The organism is Sorangium sp. So ce119 (assembly GCF_051524405.1).
In the GTDB taxonomy this organism is placed as follows: domain Bacteria; phylum Myxococcota_A; class Polyangia; order Polyangiales; family Polyangiaceae; genus Sorangium; species Sorangium cellulosum_G.
Genome location: NZ_CP150310.1, coordinates 10,474,266 through 10,491,855, shown reverse-complemented (window position 1 = coordinate 10,491,855; position 17,590 = coordinate 10,474,266). Strand labels below are relative to the sequence as shown.

The following is a 17,590-nucleotide window of genomic DNA, read 5'->3' as shown; positions in this document are numbered from 1 at the left end:
GATCGGCGGCGCGCAGGCCGACGCGCACGCGCGACCATGCGCATACGAAGAGGCGGGCAACGGCGACCTGGGTTAGAGTCGCCCCTCCCACGGAAATTCGGAGGTCGGCTCGTGTCCCGTTTCATCGATGAGCTCAAGAGGACGCACCGCTGCGGCGATCTGCGCACGGCGGACATCGGCAAGGAGGTCATCCTCTTCGGCTGGGTGGCGCATCGCCGCGATTTCGGCGGCTGCGTGTTCATCGACCTGCGCGATCGCGAAGGGATCACGCAGGTCGTCTTCGACGCCGGCTACGACGCGGGGTCGGTGAAGCGCGCGCCGGCCCTCGAGGGGTCGGGCGAGCCCTACTCGACGCCCGATCAGCTCGCCGCGTCGCTGAAGCTCGCCGAGACGGTGCGCCGCGAGTGGGTCATCGGCATCCGCGGCGTCGTCGTGCACCGGGGCGAGCAGAACGTGAACCCGAAGCTCGCGACCGGCGAGGTCGAGGTGCGCGTGGCCGAGGCCGTGGCGTTCAACCGCGCCGACAACCCTCCGTTCTCCATCGAGGACGACATCCGCACCGACGAGGAGATCCGCCTCCAGTACCGGTACCTCGACCTGCGCCGGACGCCGCTCCAGCGGGCGCTGCGCATGCGCCACGAGGTCAACCGGGCGACGCGGAACTACCTGTCGGACCAGGGGTGCCTCGAGCTCGAGACGCCGTTCCTCGTGAAGTACACGCCGGGCGGCGCGCGCAACTTCCTCGTCCCGTCGCGCATCTCGTCCGGCAAGTTCTACGCGCTCGCCGAGAGCCCGCAGCTCTACAAGCAGCTCTTCATGGTCGCGGGCTTCGACCGGTACTTCCAGATCGTGAAGTGCTTCCGGGACGAGGATCTGCGCATCGACCGGCAGCCGGAGTTCACCCAGATCGACGTCGAGCTGTCGTTCGTGAACCAGGACGACGTCTTCCGGCTGATCGAGGGGCTCGTCTTCGCGGTGTTCAAGGCCGCCGTCGGCAAGGACCTCACGGAACTCTACCCGACGGGCCGCTTCCCGCAGATGCCGTTCGCCGAGTCGATGGCCCGCTTCGGCAACGACAAGCCCGACCTGCGCTTCGGGATCGAGCACACCGACCTCACGGAGCTCATCATCGAGCACAACGGCGGCGGGGTGCCGTTCTGGGTGGAGCTCGCGGAGAAGTACCGGTCGGGCAAGCTGCGCCGCGACCTGCCGGCGGAGATCGTGAAGGGGCTCGTGATCCCGGCGAGCGCCAACCTGTCCCGCCAGCAGACCGAGGAGCTCGAGCGCGGGCTCCGCGACGTGAAGGGCTTCCGGGGGCTCGCGCGCGCCAAGCTCGCCGAGGACGGCTCGTGGACGCAGTCGCCCCTCACGAAGTCGATCACGCCGGAGCTCCGGCAGAAGCTGAACGAGGCGCTCGGCGCCAAGCCGGGCGACATCCTCTGCTTCCAGTTCGGCAAGGCCGCCGTCGTGCACACCGTGATGGCGAAGCTCCGCGTCGACATCGCCAAGAAGATCGGGCTCATCCCGGAGTACGGGCATGGCGACCAGTGGCGGTTCCTCTGGGTGACGAACCCACCCCTGTTCGAGCACGACGAGGACACGGGGCGCTGGGCGGCCGCGCACCACGCGTTCACGAGGCCGATCGACGAGCACGTGCAGCTCCTCGAGAGCGATCCGGGGCGCGTCGAGTGTTACCGTTACGACCTCGTGCTGAACGGGTTCGAGGTCGGCGGCGGGTCGATCCGGCTGCACGACCCCGACGTGCAGGCGCGCGTCTTCAAGACGCTGGGCATCGACGAGGGCGACGCGCGCGACAAGTTCGGCTTCCTCCTGGACGCGCTCCGGAGCGGCGCGCCGCCGCACGGCGGCATCGCGCTCGGCATGGATCGGCTCTCGATGCTGCTCAGCGGCGCGCCGACGCTGAGGGACGTGATCCCGTTCCCGAAGACCAACCAGGGCACGGACCAGATGACCGGCGCGCCCGTGGTCGTCGACGCCGCGCAGCTCGCCGAGGTGCACGTGAAGGCGGTCACCGCAGACGCGCGACCGGGCGCGACCGGCGCCGGCAGCGCCGGCGCTTGATGCCGGCGCCGGCGCCGGTCCGAGGAGCGCGAGCGATCTCCGGCGGCGGCGGCGGGGCGCGCGCGACGCGCGACGCGCGAGACGTACACCGACGGCGCGCCGCCGCGCCCCGCGCTCTGCCTGGCCGCGCGCGGGCGCGCCCCTCGGCCTTTATGTTTGCAGGCCGCGCACTTCTGATAGGGTAGGACCTGCAATCATCGCCATGGCCTCCCCGGCGCGCGTCCTCGTTGTCGATGACAGCCCGACCATCTTGAAGGTCGTCAGCGCGATCCTGGCGCGCAACGGGTTCGAGCCGACCGTGGCGCGCGACGGGCTCGCCGGGATCGAGCTGATCAAGAAGGGGCCGAAGTACGACGTCGTCCTCCTCGACTTCGTGATGCCGAGGATGAACGGCTACGCCTTCTGCCGGGAGCTCCGGTCGAACCCGTCGCACCGCAACGTCCCCGTCGTCTTGATGAGCGCCAAGGGCGACAAGATCCGGGGCCAGTTCGTCCAGCAGACCGGCGCCGTCGACGCGATCACGAAGCCGTTCGACGCGCGCGCGCTGGTCGCGGTGATCGAGGGCGCGCTCTCGAAGGCGGCGGAGGGGCGCGCGCGGCCCGTGCCCGAGGGCGCGAAGATGCCGGACGAGGACACGATCGCCGAGAGCGTTCGGCCGAGCCTCCTCGCCCGGAACATGCGCCAGCGCGCCGGGGTCGACCTCGCCCAGCAGCTCGCGACGGTGATGACCCCCGCGATCATGAGCCTCTCGCCCGAGGCGCGGACGAACGAGGCGGCCGTGATGCAGGCGGTCGCCCGCGTGATGACGAGCGAGGTGGTCTCGAAGCTGACCCTGTCGCTCCGCGACATCGACGCGCCGCCGGAGGCGAAGGAGGTGATGAGCGGCGACGTCTCCGCGATCCCGCTCGCCGAGATCCTCCAGCTCCTCCAGATGCAGCGGCAGACGGGCGTGCTCCGGGTGACGACGAACCGGTCGTCGGTCACGATCTCGATCCGGCAGGGGCTCATCGATCTCGTGCAGGCGCGCAACTCGTCGGACGAGTTCAAGCTCGGGCGCTACTTCATCGAGCGCGGCGTGGTGACGCGCGAGCGGCTCGAGGCGCTGCTCCGCGAGAAGATGCCGAACACCCTGCTCGGCCAGGTGCTCGTCGAGGCGGGCGTCGCGACGAACGACGACCTCATCGCCGTGCTGGAGCGCCAGTCGAGCGAGCTGATCTACGAGGTGCTGCGCTGGCCTTACGGGCGCTTCTCGTTCACGCGCGAGCCGTTCCGCCCCGAGGTGGAGCAAGCGCGCCTCGGCCTCGCCGTGTCCGCGCTGGTGCTCGAGGGGTTCCGTCGCGTCGACGAGTGGCGGCTCATGGAGGGGACGATCAACTTCGACCAGGTGGTGGTCGTCGACCAGGTCGCGCTCGACGGCGTGGGCTGGGGCAAGCTGACGCGGATCGAGGAGCTCGTGCTCGGGGCGGTCAACGGCTCGCGCACCGTGAACGAGGTGATCAAGGAGAGCGCGGTCGGCTCGTTCGACGCGATCAAGACGATCTACCAGTTCCTGCAGTCGCGCGTGCTGAGGACCAGGGCGGCCTGAGCGCCGCGGCAGCGGGGACGGCCGGGCGCGCGTCGCGGATGCGCGTCGCTGATGCGCGCGGATGCGCGTCGCTGATGCGCGGATGCGACGCCGCTGGCGAGCCGCTCGCTCGCGGCGCCACGCGCGGACGCGATCCGCGCGCCTGCGGGTCGTCTGCTTGTCGATCGTGCGTCGCGCTCAGGCCGCCGCGCGGTGCGGCGTCGCGCTGAGCGCGGTCTCTGCGGAGAGGGCGGGATTCGAACCCGCGGATCAGTTTCCCGATCGCACGCTTAGCAAGCGTGTGCCTTCAGCCACTCGGCCACCTCTCCTGGTCTCCAGGAGCGTCCTCCCGACCCGTGCGAAGCGCAGGGCCAGTGCGGACCTCGAAGCTTGACGATTGAAAGAGCGTTGACTCGACCGACGCGCGTCGCGGCCGTCGAGGGAGCGGCAACATACCAAAGAGCCTGTCGCCGTGCACAAAAAGATCGTGCGGGGAGGCGCACCGACCCGTGTGCCCCGCCCGGGAGGCGGCGGGCGGCCAGCGAGCCACCAGACCCAGGCGCGACCCGGGGATCCTTGAGTCGGCCGGGACGCCGGCATGACACCGAGCCCATGCCATAAATGCGATAAAAATTACAAATGTCTCGCGAGTGCCTCTCCGGTGCGCTCCAAGCGCCGGGGTCCTGCCATCGTGCCCGTGCCGGGCTCAGCGGACCCGCGCCGTCAGGTGCTCGGGGCCCTCGGTCCTGGCGTCGCGCGCCGGCTGCGCCGGGCGGAAGTACGCCTCACCCCGGCGTCGGGGGACACCGGCGCTCCGGCGCCGCCACCAGAGATACAGCCCGGTGATGGACAGGAGCAACGGCGCGAGCCCGAGCAGCATGTAGAGCACCCGCACCGGAGTTCCTCCCCACGTCCCGAAGTGCGCGGGACCGACCATGGACTCGAGCTTTCCGGCGGGGCTGCGGTCGTTCGTGAGCCGTATCTTCCGGATCTCGCCTGTGCGCGCGTCGAACTTCACCTCGCTCGAGTACTCGCCCAGGAGGAACGAGCGATTCCTCTGATCGCCGAACAACGCGCTCTCGCCGTCGCCCGTGATGCGGCGCATCCCCCGAGGGACGAAGGCCGGCGCGTCCTCCCGCGCCCTCGCCAGGAGCGCGTCGATCGAGAACGTCAGCGCCGGCTGCGGCGGCCGCGGCGCAGGCGCCTCCCAGAACGAGGAGGTGAATACCGCGCGGAGCATGAAGAGCCCGGTCGAGGCGATCACCACGAGGAACAGCGCCGACCACACGCCGAGGACCCGGTGCAGCGTCGAGCTCCCGGCGCGAGAGCCCCTGAGGCGCAGCGGCACGCGGAAGAGCAGGATCTTCGTGACGGAGCGCCGGTAGACGATGAGGCCTGTCAGGACAGACGCGAGGACGAGGATCGACAGCAGCGCCACCGCCGCTTGACCGCGCTTGCCGAGGAGGAAGCTCGTGTGCAGCCACAGCAGCACGTCCATCGGATGGGCTGAAAGCGACGCCTCGCCGCCGCCGGCCCGCGCTCCGAGCACATGGCCTGTGTACGGATCCACGTACTCGAAGCGCCACGCCTCGGCGCCCTCCTCCAACCGGCTGATCTGCAGCTCCACCGGCCGATCGGGCGCCGCGGGGAAGCGCCAGATGCGCACGGCGTGAGCGTCCGGGTGTCGGCGCCGCGAGCCCTCGAAGATCTCGTCGTACGACACCCGCCGCGGCCCCGGCTCGACGCGGTGAAGCTCGGGAGAGAGCGCACGATCCAGCTCGCCGTGGAAGACCAGCGCCGCGCCGCTCGCCGAGACGACAGCGAGCCCGACGGCCGAGATCACGCCGAGCGCCGAGTGGAGCCTGAACACCGCCCTCATACGGCCCGGTCGTTGATGAAAACGACTTTCACCTTCTCAACGAACGGGACCATGTTCCGGGGCTGACGTCAAGCATCTCGCCCGGGAGGAGCGCTCCTTTGGCGAGGCCACCCGAGCTGGGCGTGAGATCCGGGCAGCAGGGCCCTCTCTTCACCTCGCTCGCCGGCGCCTCAGCCCGACTGGCCGCGGTGAGCTCCGAGCGCGAGCGGGTTCGGGACGCTGTGCACCTGAACGTCGGTTTCAGGGAACATGCGCCGGTTCGTGAGCCGCTCGACGTGGAGCATCGGCACCCCCAGCGCAAACAGCTCGAAGCGCGGGGCCAGGTCGCGGAAGCGGGCGCGGTAGGCCGAGAGGACCTCGTCCACGATCCCCCAGAACCTGGGCTCCTCGAGGCCGAAGTGATCGGCCAGGAACATCGCCAGCTCGGCGAGGTTGATGAAGAAGAACGCGTCGAGCACGAAGTCGCGAACATCGCCCGGGCGCTCCGTCGTGATGAACGAGTTCCGATTGACCCGGACATGCCGCGCCGGCGTGGGGTACAGCGGCGGCTGGCGATCGGGGGCCGCCAGGCACGCCGGAGAGAACCGCACTCCATCGTGGAAGTCCTTCAACCCGACGCGGGTCGGCGCGCCCGCCCGGTGGATCAGGAGCATGTTCTGAGCGTGGGACTCGAGGGCGATCCCATGGCCCACGAGGAAGTGGATGACCGGGAGGACGCTCACCTCGAGGAGCCGCCGCAGCCACGGCTCGAGCGCGCCGCCTCGCACCCAGGGCTCGATGAAAGGACGGCCGTCCCGATCCACATGGCAGAGCGCCGTCCACGGCACCGCCTCTTCGCCTTGATCCAGCGCCGGATGGAGGCTCTCGCGAAAGATGCACGAGAGGATGCCATAGGTCCTCTCGTGGAGCAGATCGGGCCGCGGGCGATCGTAGGCGACGCCGACGACCTCGCGGAGGATCACCGGCCTCAGCTCGTCCCGGAGAAAGGGGTCGGCGCGCGCAATCCCATGGAGCCAGTCGGAGATGAGCGGCGCGTTCTGGACGGTGTGCGGCGCCAGGATCCGCGACGTCGAGGTGTTGACGAGGCTCAACGCATGCTTCAGCGAGGCCTTCGCGGGAGACGTGACGTTCGCGAGCGTCCGGATGGACTGCTGCGGTCGGTACGCGTCCTGGCTCACGCCGAGCGGGACGATCCGGCCGTCGCGGATGTCCTCGCAGAGGTGCGCGGTGATCTGCGCTCGCCACTGCCACGGGTGCACGGGCAGGAGCACGTACTCCCCGGGCTCCCCGTACCGGCGCAGATCGCCCATCCAGCACGAGAAGGCCTCCTCTCCGATCTCGCGGCGAAGGAACGTCGCGAGATCCACCTGGGCCGAGACGGACACTCGAGTCCATTCACGATGGGCCGCGATCCAGATCGGCCTCACGAGGGGAGAGAACTCGGGGCCGAAGCGGAGGTTGTCGGCGAGATCGAAGCCGACGCGCGACTTGTAGCTGGGGTGGTAAGGATGGCCGTCCGGAAGGGCGCTCTCCACCTCGTCATAGGGGCGGCCCCGCAGCGGGCGGCGCTCTTCCCGGGCGAAGGCCAGCGCCTGCGCGTCCTTCAGGATCGTCTGCTCGAGCTCGGCGATGAACTGCGAGAGGCGCTCGGCGTTCGCGCCGTGCGCCGGCCAGGTCTCGAGGAGAAACTGCGAGATCGACTCCGCCTCTCCCGTCTGGCCGCCAGCCGTCCGCCGGACCGGCGCGGACGACAGCCGGATGCGATCGAAGCTGAACCGCCGCCGGCCCTCGCAGGCGTAGGTGACCGCCTCGCCGCGCTCATCCCGACCCGGGATCGAGAACGTCTGCGCCGGCCCGGAGCTCGCGATCTCCGGCGCGACGATCTTCTCGTAGATCATCGACTCGATGAGCTGCCGGAAGACGCGCCGGCGGGCCACCACCCATGCATCGGACCGGGCCAGCGCGCGGTACGTCAGGGGGTCAGGCTCGGGTCGATGGGACGGAGCGCTCTCTCTGCCGTTCAGGGTGTTCATCGTGTCTTCATCTCCCAGGTGGAGCGCGCGACCAGGAAGGCCGCGGCCCCGAAGAAGCCGCTCATCAGCACGAACATGGCGGGCGCAGACAGGTGGCTCGCGACGAGCGCGCCCGCGAAGGAGCCAAGGACGTGGCCCAGCGTGAGGAAGCTGTTGGCGAGGCCGATCCGCAAGCCGCGCTCGTCGGCCTTCGCGTCCCTGCTCACCTTGAGGTACACCGACTGGCCGAGCGCGCTGCTGCAGAACCCCTGCCCGAGTCGGAGCGGCAGGAGCCAGGCGACGTGGCGCGGCAGCGCTTGCAGAGCGACGCTCACCGCGCAGGCCACCGACGCCAGGGTGAAGTTCCGCTCCACCGCGGCGCGGTCGTTCCGGCGGCCCCAGTAGGCCGCCCCGACGAGGGTCATTCCCCAGGTCGCCGCCTGGAGCGCGCCGACCCAGCGGGGCGCGAGCTGGGGCTCGGTCAGGAGGTCGCGGACGTGGGTGGCGAAGATGCCGATGAGGCCATAACCGCCGATCTGGACGCAGAGCCCCGCGAGCAGGAACGCGCGGGTCTGCCGGTCGCGGAGGAGATCGCCGATCACGACACCGGCGCTGGGAGCGCTCCGCTGCGCGGCCGCCGCGCGCCGCTCCGCGAGCAAGCCGACGGCGATGACCCCGCTCGCGGCGATGAGCGCGCCGACCGTGAGGACGATGGGCCTGAACCCGTACGCGCTCGACAGGAAGCCGCCCGCCAGCGGGCCGACGAGGGCCCCCCCGGCGGTCGCGCTCTGGAGGATGCCCATCGCCTTGCCGCGCTCCGCCGCCGGCGCCTGGGTGCTGACGAAGGCGGCGGCCGCGTCGTCCACGCCGCCGAAAGCGCCCTGGGCCAGCCGGCACAGGAAGAACTCGAGCGGCGTCCGGGCGAGGCCCATCAAGAGGACGCTGACGGCGATCCCGAACAGCGCGCGGACCACCATCGGCTTGCGGCCGTACCTGTCGCCGAGCCGCCCCCAGAGCGGCGCGGCGATCAGCAGCGGCAGCGCCGGGGCGGCCAGCGCCATGCCGGTCCAGAAGCGGTTGCTCGACGGGTCGGTGGCGCCCAGGTGCTCCATGTAGAACGGCAGGAGCGGCACGATGACCGTGAGCCCCGCGGTGACCAGGAACTGACCGAGCCAGAGGACATGGAGCCCCTGCCGCCAGGGCGCCATCGGGGCGGCTGCGAGCGCGGGCGCGGCCGGAGCCCTCGATCCCGCGTCAGCCGACATAGAGGGTCTCCGGGTGCGGGTGGCTCAGGAAGTCGTGATGAGAGATGCTCCACCCGTACGCGCCTGCGTGGGAGAACACGAGCACATCGCCGATCCTGACCCGCTCGACGTAGGCGTCGCGGGCGAGGACGTCCTTCGGCGTGCAGAGCTGCCCCGCGACCGTGATGTGGCCTCGCGCGAGCTCCGGCCGGTCGAAGGGATACGGCCACTGGTCCACGTCGACCACGCGGAAAGGGTGGCTGTGCTGCCATGAGGCCGGGAGACGGAAGTGGTGAGTCCCGCCGCGGACCACGGCGAAGTGAGTCCCGTGGTTCCGCTTGAGATCGAGCACCTCGACCGCGTAATAACCGCACGCCGCCGTGACCACGCGCCCGCACTCGAAGAGGATCTCGAGGCCGGGGGGAGCGTGCGCGTCGAGGACGCGCGCCAGACGCGATCGAAAGCGCGTCCAGTCGAACTGGCTGTCGAGCGACCGGTAGTTCACGCCGATGCCGCCGCCCACGTTCAGCACCTCGAGCCGCCGCCCGAGCTCGGCCGACCACCCGGCCGCCTTCTGCAGGTACAGCGCGATGAGCTCCGCGTGGCTGTCCGCGTCCAGGTTGTTCGACAGCGAGTGGAGGTGGAAGCCCTTCAGCTCCACGTGCGTACATTCATGACGAAGCACGCGCAGGACCGCCGGGAGCTCCGCCTCGTCGATGCCGAACTGCGTTGGCGCGCCGGACATCTTGAGGGTGGCGGCCGGCAGCGGCCCGCGGAGATTCACCCGCAGGAGCACGGCGACCGGCCGCCCCGCGCGCCGACCCGCGAGATCCGCGCGCCGCAGCTCCTGCGCGCTCTCCACGTGCAGGAGGCGGACGCCGGCCTGGAGCGCCCCCTCAATCTCGTCATCGGTCTTGCCAGGGCCGCCGAACACGATGGGGCAGTCGCGCGACACGGCGCGGATCCGGCGCACCTCGCCGAGTGACGCCGCCTCGAACCCGCTGACGACGGGGCGCAGGGTCTCCAGGATCCTGTGCTCCGAGTTCGCCTTGATGGCGTAGTAGAGCCGGCACGCGGGCGGCAGGGACGCCGCGATGTCGGACGCCCAGGCGCGGAGCGCCGGCAGGTCGTAGAGATAGGCGCAGAGCGGCGCCTGCCGCTGCGCCTTGAGCTGCCGGATGCTGTCCTCGACCACGGCGCTCACGGGGCCACCTCCTCCGCCGCGAGGGGGTTCGGGATGGACACGTAGAGCGGCCGCTCGGCCCGCCCCTCCAGCCGGCTCACCAGGTTCGCCTTGGCGGGCAGATCCGACCGGGAGAGCAGCTCGGCGACGACGTCCCCGCCCGCGCCGCCGCGGAGCGCGCTCGCGTCCTCGAGCAGCCCGCGGGCGACCTGCCAGAGCTGCCACTCCTCCGCCCGCGTGTGCGCCGCCAGCGTGGAGATCAGGTGCGCGAGGTGGTTGACGAACAGGTAGTACTGGAGCCGCTGCCAGGCCTCGGCGTCGTCGACCAGGATGCGGCTGTCCTCCGCGATGAGATCGCCATACCGGCTCATCCCGGCGGCGCGCTGCCGGCTGATGCTCGTCCCCTCCAGATCGCGCACGTAGAGCCGTATCGGCCACCCCTCGTCCAGGGCGATGAGCGCGTTCTGCGCGTGCGCCTCGAGGCTGATCCCCCGGTGGATGAACAGCCACAGGAGCGGCAGCATGGACACCTCGAGGTAGCGGGCGAGCCACTCGCAGACGAAGGCGGACGTGAAGGGGCTGCCGCGCCGCCGGGACGCCCTCCACAGGAGCTCGGCGATGGGCGCCTCGCCGGCGAGCGACGGCTCGAGGAGCGCGGCCACCACCTTCGGCGCCGGGCCGTCCTCGCGCCCGAGCCCCCGGCGGACGAGCACCGCGAAGCGCTGCGCCATCGCGAAGGACAGCTCCTCCGGCCACGCCGCGGGCGCGATCCCGCGGTACGCGAGCTCGGGGAGGATCGCGAGACCGCGATCGGGGAGCTCCCTCTCCACGCGCGCGAGCACGCGGCTCGCCGAGAGGCTCCGGCGCAGGTGCTCGACGGGGTTCGTGCGCACGAAGTTGGTGATGCGCATGTCCACGGGCAGCTTGAAGAAGCAGTCCTGACCCGGCAGGTAGACGGTCCGGACCGACGACGTCGCGTGGGCGTGCTCGCCGAGCGGGCCGAGGTGGACGAGGCGCCCGTCGCGCAGGAGCGGCGCCACCTCGGGGCGCTCGAGGAGGTGGTCGGCCTGCCACGGATGGCAGGGCAGGAGCGGCCAGGAGCGGCGTGACGCGCCCGCGCGCTCCGACGCCTCGCGCCTGACCTCGGCCGAAGCGATCTCGCCGGTGCCCGGGAGCGCGTCCTCGAGGACGATCTCGGGCGAGACGGCGAAATAGTGGAGCTGGAACGAGGCCGACAGCTCCGGCCTGTACCGCTTCAGATCGGCCCGGCGGACCAGGCTCGAGCTCTTGGGGGCGGGGTGGAACGGGTGTCCGAAGACGAGCGACTGTTCGGCCCCGAGGAAGCCGTCGATGCCGTCCGACCGCAGCCACGGCGCCGGCGCCGCCTTTTCCAGGCGCGGCGCGGCGAACACCGCCGTGCTCTCCACGCTGCGCGCGACGTCGAGCAGCAGCTCGCGGCGCCGCTCCTCGGCCGCGGCGGGGCTCGCCTCGCGCAGGGCGAGCTCGGCCAGCATGACGTCGGCGAGCAAGAGGGGCTGCGTCACCTCCTCCGGCGGCGCGCCGCCGCCCGAGGCCACGAGGATGGGCCCAGCGAACTCGTGATGACCGGCCGGAGAAGATCTCCTTATCGCGGTCAGGATCGCCCTGCCCGTCATGGGCAGGTCGACGCGGATCGGATTGCCGTGCTGCCGCAGCTCCTCCTGCTCCCGCGGCGACGCGAGGTCGCTGTCGGGCGGGGCGGCGGGCAGCGGGCTCGCGCCGCCGACCTCCCGGAGGTACGTGTTCAGCAGGCGATGCATGATGATCGGCGCGACGGCGCCGGCGGCCTCGCTCCGGCCCTCGCGCGGGTCGGGCGCCGCGTCCCTCTTCGCGCTCAGCACAGCGGCAGCCATGTCCCTGCTCCCGCGTCGACCGCCGCCTGATAGACCGCCTGCGCGCAGGCGATGTCTTCAACGGCCATTCCCATGGGGTTGAGGAGGATGATCTCCCGATCGTCCTCCCGGCCTGGCCGGGCGCCGGCCACGACCTCGCCGAGCTCGGCGTGCAGCCGCTCCCGCGAGAACCGCCCCTCCTCGACGAGCTGGTGGATGACCTTCTTCTCCCGGTTGCACTGATCCCAGTCGTCGACGACGACCTTGTCGGCCTCGAGGAAGACCTCCTTGTGCACATCCATGATCGAGACGTTGCTCAGGAACGCGCCCTTCCTGAGCCACGCGTGCGGCAGGTAGGGTTTGTCGACGACCGTGGCGGTGATCACGAGCTCTCCCGCGCGCACGGCCGCCTCGGCCGACTCCGCCACGACGACCTCCGGCCGGCGTGGGCGGCTCGCCAGCTCGTCGGCGTACCGCCCCGCGGCCGCGCGGTTCACGTCGAAGAGGTGGACGCGCCGGACCGCCGGGAAGTGCTCCAGCACCATGTCGACCTGGGTGCGCCCGATCGGCCCGCAGCCGAGGCACGCGAGGTCCTCGAAGCCCTGCCGCGCGAGGTGGCGGGCCGCCACCGTGGTGACGGCGGCCGTTCGGTAGCTGCTGATCAGCGCCCCCTCGAGGATGGCGATCGGATAGTGGCTGTCCGTGTCGTTCAGCACGACGAGCGCGCTCGCGCGCTCGACGCCGCGCGCGGCCGGGTTGTCGTGCTTGCTGCCGATCCACTTGATGCCGGCCGCGGGGCGATCGCCGCCGAGGTACGCCGGCATGGCGATGATCCGGTCGGCGACGTGGTTCTGCTCGCCCCGCCAGCGCAGGTACGGCTTGAGCGGCTGGACGAACTTGCGCTCGGCGTGCAGCCTGAGCGCCCTCTCCACCGCGTCCACGTAGAGCCGGGTCGACGCGCCGCTCAGGCGCGAGACGTCGGCGCGGCCGAGGTACAGGAGCCGCTGCTCGCTCACAGCGCACCTCCCTGCCCCATCGCGAGGGCGGCCGGCCGCCGCGCGGGCCGCGCCGAGAGCAGCGGCCGGAGCTCGCCGTCGACGCCGTCGAGCCGGTCGACCCAGGCGTCGTCGTAGACCATGTCGAGGTACCGATCGCCGCGGTCCGGCAGCACGGTGAGCACCGTGGACGGGCGCGGCAGGCGCGGCGTCAGCTTGCGGATGGCCGACACCACCGCGCCGGAGGACCCGCCCGCGAAGATCCCTTCGTGCGCGGCGAGCGCGCGGCACCCGTGCACCGCGTCCCTGTCGTTCACGTGGATGACCTCGTCGATCTCGGCCGGGGTGAACAGCTCGGGCACGCGGCTCGCGCCCATGCCGGGCAGCTCGCGCCGCGCCGGCGGGCCGCCGAAGATCACGGACCCCGCCGCGTCGACGGCCACCACGCGGACGCGCGGGTTGTGCTCTCGCAGTCGCCGCGCGAGCCCCAGGATCGTGCCTGTCGTGCTGACCGCCACGATCAGCACATCGACGGGCGCCCCCAGCTCGCGGACGATCTCCTCCCCCTCCCCCTCGTAGTGCGCTCGCCAGTTGAGCTCGTTGGCGTACTGGTTGATCCACACCGTCCCCGGGGCGCTCTTCACGAGCTCCTGGACGCGGCGGATGCGCGTGCCGAGATAGCCTCCCTGCTCGTCGCGCTCATGGACCATGTCGATCCGCGCGCCGAGGGCGCGGAGGACGCGCAGGTTCGCGGGGGATATCTTCGGATCCACCACGCAGGTGAACGTGAGCCCATAAGCCCGCGCCACCATGGCCAGGGCGACGCCGAGGTTGCCCGAAGAGCTCTCGACGAGGGGCGTGCGGGCGTCGATGGTCCCCGCCTTGAGCCCCTGCTCCACGATGAAGCGGGCGGGGCGGTCCTTGACGCTCCCGCCGGGGTTCAGGAGCTCGAGCTTCGCGATGACGGAGAGCCCCTGGAACGGGAAGAGGCGCCGGAGATGGACCAGCGGTGTCTTCCCGACGCAACTGACGATCGAGTCGTGTACCATGCAATCCTCCTGTGGATCGGTCCTGTCGTTCAAACGTGGGTGCGGCTCAGTACGTGAATGCGTATCCGACGCTGACCCTCATCCCTGATCCGGCGGCGTGGCTCGAGTTCGAGCCGGAATAGAGGAGCTGCGACGTCACCGGCATGACCTGCTGGTTGAGCAGGTTGGCGACACCCACCCTCAGCCGGCCGGGGCCGACTTCGGCCGTGCTGAGCAGCTCGAGGAGCAGGAACGGGTCGACCGGGAGCTCGCCGAACCCGGGCTCGGCGACCCCGGAGAAGCGGTCTCGCGCCCCCGAGTAGATCGCCTGGAGCTGGACGTCCCAGTCCGGCACGATCTGCTTGCCGAGGTACGCGGTGACCTTCGGCGGCGGGATGCGGTACGTGTTGAGCGGCGTGTATGCCCCGTCATCCTCCCTGTCGAGCTCCCCCTCGAGGAGGCTCACGCCCGCGCCGGCGCGGAAGCTCTCGAGGAAGCGCGCGTCGACGGTCGCCTCCAGGCCATAGACCCGCTCGGGCGCGCGGACGACCGGCGCGTTGAGCCCGCCGGAGCTCGTGCCCAGAGATGACGTGTTGTAGAAGACTGCGACGGTCCCGGTCACGGCGCGCCCCTCGCGCCGGACGCCGACCTCGATGGCGTCCACGAGCTGAGGCTCGGTCTCGAGGCTCTCCACGGTGGAGCCCGCCGGCGCGTTGCGCAGGATGAGCCCCACGTCGGGCAGCGAGTAGCCCTGGGCGAAGCTGACGAAGGCCGAGAGCTGCGCCGGCATGGTCACGACCGCGCCGGCGTGCAGCAAGGGCCTTTGGAAGAACAGGCGTCCTCCCTCGACCGCGTTGCCGACGAGCGTCGTGTAGTCACCGACGCTCAGGGTGACGAGCTCCTCGCGCACCCCCGCGCGCAGCGCGAGCCATGGGGTCGCCGCCCATTGCAGCTGGACGAAGGGGGCGAGGTTCCCGACCTCCATCCGCGGCACCCACGTCCGGTATCCCGCGGCGCGGAACACGAGGCCGCCGCTCGCGTCGTGGGCCTCCTCGTCCATGATCGCCACCGGCTGCGCGGTGCGCTCGCCGGAGACGTCGATGCCGTAGAGCGCGGTGAGCCGGTGCGGGAGGGACGTGCTCGCCTGGAACCGCCCGCCGAGGCGCTGCGATTCGAGCTGCGACTGGACGATGTGGCGGTAGTTGGCCGCCTCGCGGCCGTCGAACGGGAAGAACCGGCTGAGGTAGTTCCGGAAGTAGATCTGCGCGTTCACCTCGCCGCCGAGCGCGCGCACGTTCCTGTAGGTCGCGCTCGCCTGCGCGTTGCGCGTCCCCTGCGGATCATCGAGGTCGAGGCCCCGCGCGGCGCGCGCCTTCAGCGTGCCCGGCGGCGCCGCGTCCACGGCGGGATCGCTCGCGAACTCGGTATCCTGGACGTTCTGGTAATAGCCGGCCGACAGCTCGAGCCGCTCGGCGGGGCTCAGCTCGACGCCGAGCCGCCACTGGCCGCTCCACGCCCAGAGGTCGCCCAGACCGCCCTGCCCGTGCGGATCGGGCGGGATGCGATCTCCCTCGGCGTCGAAGAGGCCTGTCGTCTTCTCGAGGCTCGCGTGCACGTTGTAATAGAGTCGACCGTGCTTGCCGGCCACGGCCTGGGCGACGCTGCCGGCGAGGCTGTCGGCCAGGTCGAGCGGCGCCGCGCTGGCCGCGACGTCCGTCGTGAGCTGGACGCCCTCCGCGGCCGGCCTGCGCGTGATGATGTTGACGATGCCGCCCGCGGCGCCCTCTCCGTAGAGCGGCGTCGTCCCGCGGATCACCTCGATGCGCTCCACGGCGAGCGGCGAGATCGTCTGGAGATCTCTCGAGACGTTGCGGATGGTGTGCTGGGGAATGCCGTCGATGAGCACCAGCACCTTGCGACCGCGGAGCGTCTGTCCGAACGAGCTTTGCGTCTCGCTACCCAGCCCCATCCCGGGCACGAGCTTTCCCAGCGCGTCGCCGAGGCTCCCGTTCGACAGCGCCGCCTCGGCCTGGACCTGCTCCTTCGACAGCACGGACACCGACGCGGGTACGGCGTCGATGCGCTCCGGCCGCCGCGCGGCCGTCACGAGGACCTCGATCGGTCGTGCCCCGGCGACCTGCGCGGAAGCTGCGGCCGCCTCGCCGGCCTGATCGCCTGAGGCCTGCGGCGCCGGTCGCTGCTCGGCCGCGGCGCCGGCTGGCTCGCCCGCAGCCTGGCCCAGCGCGCGCACCGGGGCGCCGATCGCGCCAGCGCCGGAGAGCAGCGCCACGGCGCAGCGAAGCGTCGCCCAGGCGCGACCCCTGCAGCGGCCATTGAATATGAATTTCATTTTCATATCGTGCGAAGATCTTTCCCTGCCGAGCGGTCGTGGTGACCGCTCTTCATCCGGACGCCGGCGCCTTCAGGGCGCTGAACGCCGTCGCGCTGCCCGCGCTCGCGAGTCTCCCTCCTTCCGGAGCTCGCCCGCCTGGCCGCCACCGTGTGCTCCCTCACCTACGCCTTGATGATGAATATGATTTTCATTTTCTTGTTTGAGATGCAAGCGGACTCTCAAGCGGGGCGCTTTTTGTGAGCTGGGATGCGTGTGAACGGAAAATTCTTTCCTCTGTGCGCATCCGGGGCGGCGATCGCGGGCGATGGCGAGCAGCGTCGGCGGCCCAGAGAGCGCCCGGACAGGTTCTCGCCGCTGAGGGCGCCGTCTCGCGGGCGGCCTCGACGGCCCTTCAGGTTCCCAGGTCGAGCGCGCAGCGCGCGCCGCTGGGCGGCGTGATCACCCTGTTGAAGAAGTCGCCCGTTCGATCCTCGCCTGCAGGTACGACCCAGCGCTCGCCCTCGAGCCAGAGCGCGAAGGGACGTCCCGTCGCTGTCTCCGCCGTCAAGACAGCGATGAACGGGACCTGCCCCGCGCTGCTCCTTCACGAACGACAGCGGCGGATCCGAGGGTTCGACCCACGCGGAAGCGCCCTTGCTCGATATCGGCTTCGCGGTCGACTATGCCCTTCCGCCCGTGCTCCGCATCGGTGGACACGCCGGCTTCGAGACGCTCTGGGCGAAGGGCTTTCGCGGCGGTCCTTCACCGGGATCCACGCCGGCGTCGCGTTCACCTTCGTGTTCAGCGGGCCCGCGCGATCGGCCACTGAAACAGCCGCCGCGCGATAGCGTCATCGAAGAGCCCGCCTCATCCGCCGCCCCTGCCCAGGAGCGCGCCCCGCGCTGCGCGCACGCCATCGGCCAGCGTCGCATAGCGCGGGATGGCGTACCGCTCGCATACCACATCGACGTTGCCTTTGCGCCAGAACCCCTCCGGGCAGACGACATGCATCTTCCCGGAGCGCCCGAACAGGCCGAGCTCGAGCAAGCTGATCGGCGACCGTGATCCGGCCGCGAAGTACATCAGGATGACGTCCGCCTCTTCCAGCCCGCGGAGCTCCCACTCGACCTGCTCCACGAAGCCCGGATTGTCGAGGCTCTGCGCCCAGTCGGGCTCCCAGCGCTCGCGCCGTGGATTCAGGATCACCACGTCGAGATCGGCGAGCTCCTGCGCGACGCTCGCCTGCCAGGGCTCGGCCTGGCCGTTATCGATGGTCCCGGCCAGGAAGAGCTTCGGTCCTCTCAACGCGTCGAACGGCCGTGGCGCCAGCACCTCGATCATCGGGAAACCTCGCTGTTCAGAGCACGTCGATCTCGCTGCCGCCCTCGCTCCGGCCCCCC

12 protein-coding genes and 1 tRNA gene are annotated in these 17,590 nt (G+C 71.0%); 2 read left to right on the top strand and 11 right to left on the bottom strand.

Annotated elements, in window-relative coordinates; translation table 11 throughout:
• Window positions 1-111 precede the first annotated feature (111 nt).
• Both aspS and WME76_RS39740 read left to right on the top strand, forming a co-directional pair.
• Window positions 112-2,082, top strand: a complete 1,971-nt coding sequence (gene aspS / locus WME76_RS39745; protein ID WP_437957363.1) for an aspartate--tRNA ligase — start codon at window positions 112-114, stop codon at window positions 2,080-2,082.
• 202 nt (window positions 2,083-2,284) lie between these two features.
• On the top strand, window positions 2,285-3,667 hold the full coding sequence (locus WME76_RS39740) for a DUF4388 domain-containing protein (RefSeq protein WP_061613700.1): 1,383 nt from the start codon (window positions 2,285-2,287) through the stop codon (window positions 3,665-3,667).
• A 221-nt stretch (window positions 3,668-3,888) separates the two neighbouring features.
• Here WME76_RS39740 and WME76_RS39735 read toward each other — a convergent pair.
• The 11 genes from WME76_RS39735 to WME76_RS39685 all read right to left on the bottom strand — a co-directional run bounded on the left by WME76_RS39735 (window position 3,889) and on the right by WME76_RS39685 (window position 17,531).
• A tRNA-Ser gene (locus WME76_RS39735) sits at window positions 3,889-3,975 on the bottom strand.
• 377 nt (window positions 3,976-4,352) lie between these two features.
• The gene (locus WME76_RS39730) at window positions 4,353-5,516 is read right to left on the bottom strand and encodes a PepSY-associated TM helix domain-containing protein (protein WP_437957362.1); all 1,164 of its coding nucleotides are present in this window, start codon (window positions 5,514-5,516) and stop codon (window positions 4,353-4,355) included.
• A gap of 179 nt (window positions 5,517-5,695) precedes the next feature.
• On the bottom strand, window positions 5,696-7,558 hold the full coding sequence (locus WME76_RS39725) for an IucA/IucC family protein (protein WP_437957361.1): 1,863 nt from the start codon (window positions 7,556-7,558) through the stop codon (window positions 5,696-5,698).
• The gene (locus tag WME76_RS39720) at window positions 7,555-8,745 is read right to left on the bottom strand and encodes an MFS transporter (protein ID WP_437957360.1); all 1,191 of its coding nucleotides are present in this window, start codon (window positions 8,743-8,745) and stop codon (window positions 7,555-7,557) included. The genes WME76_RS39725 and WME76_RS39720 overlap by 4 nt, the downstream gene beginning before the upstream one ends.
• A gap of 46 nt (window positions 8,746-8,791) precedes the next feature.
• Window positions 8,792-9,985 (bottom strand): type III PLP-dependent enzyme, encoded by a 1,194-nt coding sequence (locus tag WME76_RS39715; protein WP_437957359.1) that lies wholly within the window; start codon window positions 9,983-9,985, stop codon window positions 8,792-8,794.
• Window positions 9,982-11,856: an IucA/IucC family protein gene (locus WME76_RS39710; protein ID WP_437957358.1), complete on the bottom strand. Its 1,875-nt coding sequence runs from the start codon at window positions 11,854-11,856 to the stop codon at window positions 9,982-9,984. Before WME76_RS39710 ends, WME76_RS39715 begins: the two co-directional genes overlap by 4 nt.
• Window positions 11,838-12,851, bottom strand: coding sequence for a 2,3-diaminopropionate biosynthesis protein SbnB (gene sbnB / locus WME76_RS39705; RefSeq protein WP_437957357.1), 1,014 nt, complete (start codon window positions 12,849-12,851; stop codon window positions 11,838-11,840). The genes WME76_RS39710 and sbnB overlap by 19 nt, the downstream gene beginning before the upstream one ends.
• On the bottom strand, window positions 12,848-13,879 hold the full coding sequence (gene sbnA / locus WME76_RS39700) for a 2,3-diaminopropionate biosynthesis protein SbnA (RefSeq protein ID WP_437957356.1): 1,032 nt from the start codon (window positions 13,877-13,879) through the stop codon (window positions 12,848-12,850). Before sbnA ends, sbnB begins: the two co-directional genes overlap by 4 nt.
• Window positions 13,880-13,925: 46 nt before the next feature.
• Window positions 13,926-16,208 carry a TonB-dependent receptor gene (locus WME76_RS39695; protein ID WP_437957355.1) on the bottom strand — a complete coding sequence of 761 codons (2,283 nt, stop codon included), beginning with the start codon at window positions 16,206-16,208 and terminating at the stop codon, window positions 13,926-13,928.
• 394 nt (window positions 16,209-16,602) lie between these two features.
• Complete coding sequence (locus tag WME76_RS39690) at window positions 16,603-16,758, bottom strand: hypothetical protein (RefSeq protein ID WP_437957354.1); 156 nt, start codon at window positions 16,756-16,758, stop codon at window positions 16,603-16,605.
• Between the two features lie 299 nt (window positions 16,759-17,057).
• Window positions 17,058-17,531 carry a nucleoside 2-deoxyribosyltransferase domain-containing protein gene (locus WME76_RS39685; protein ID WP_437957353.1) on the bottom strand — a complete coding sequence of 158 codons (474 nt, stop codon included), beginning with the start codon at window positions 17,529-17,531 and terminating at the stop codon, window positions 17,058-17,060.
• Between the last annotated feature and the right edge of the window lie 59 nt (window positions 17,532-17,590).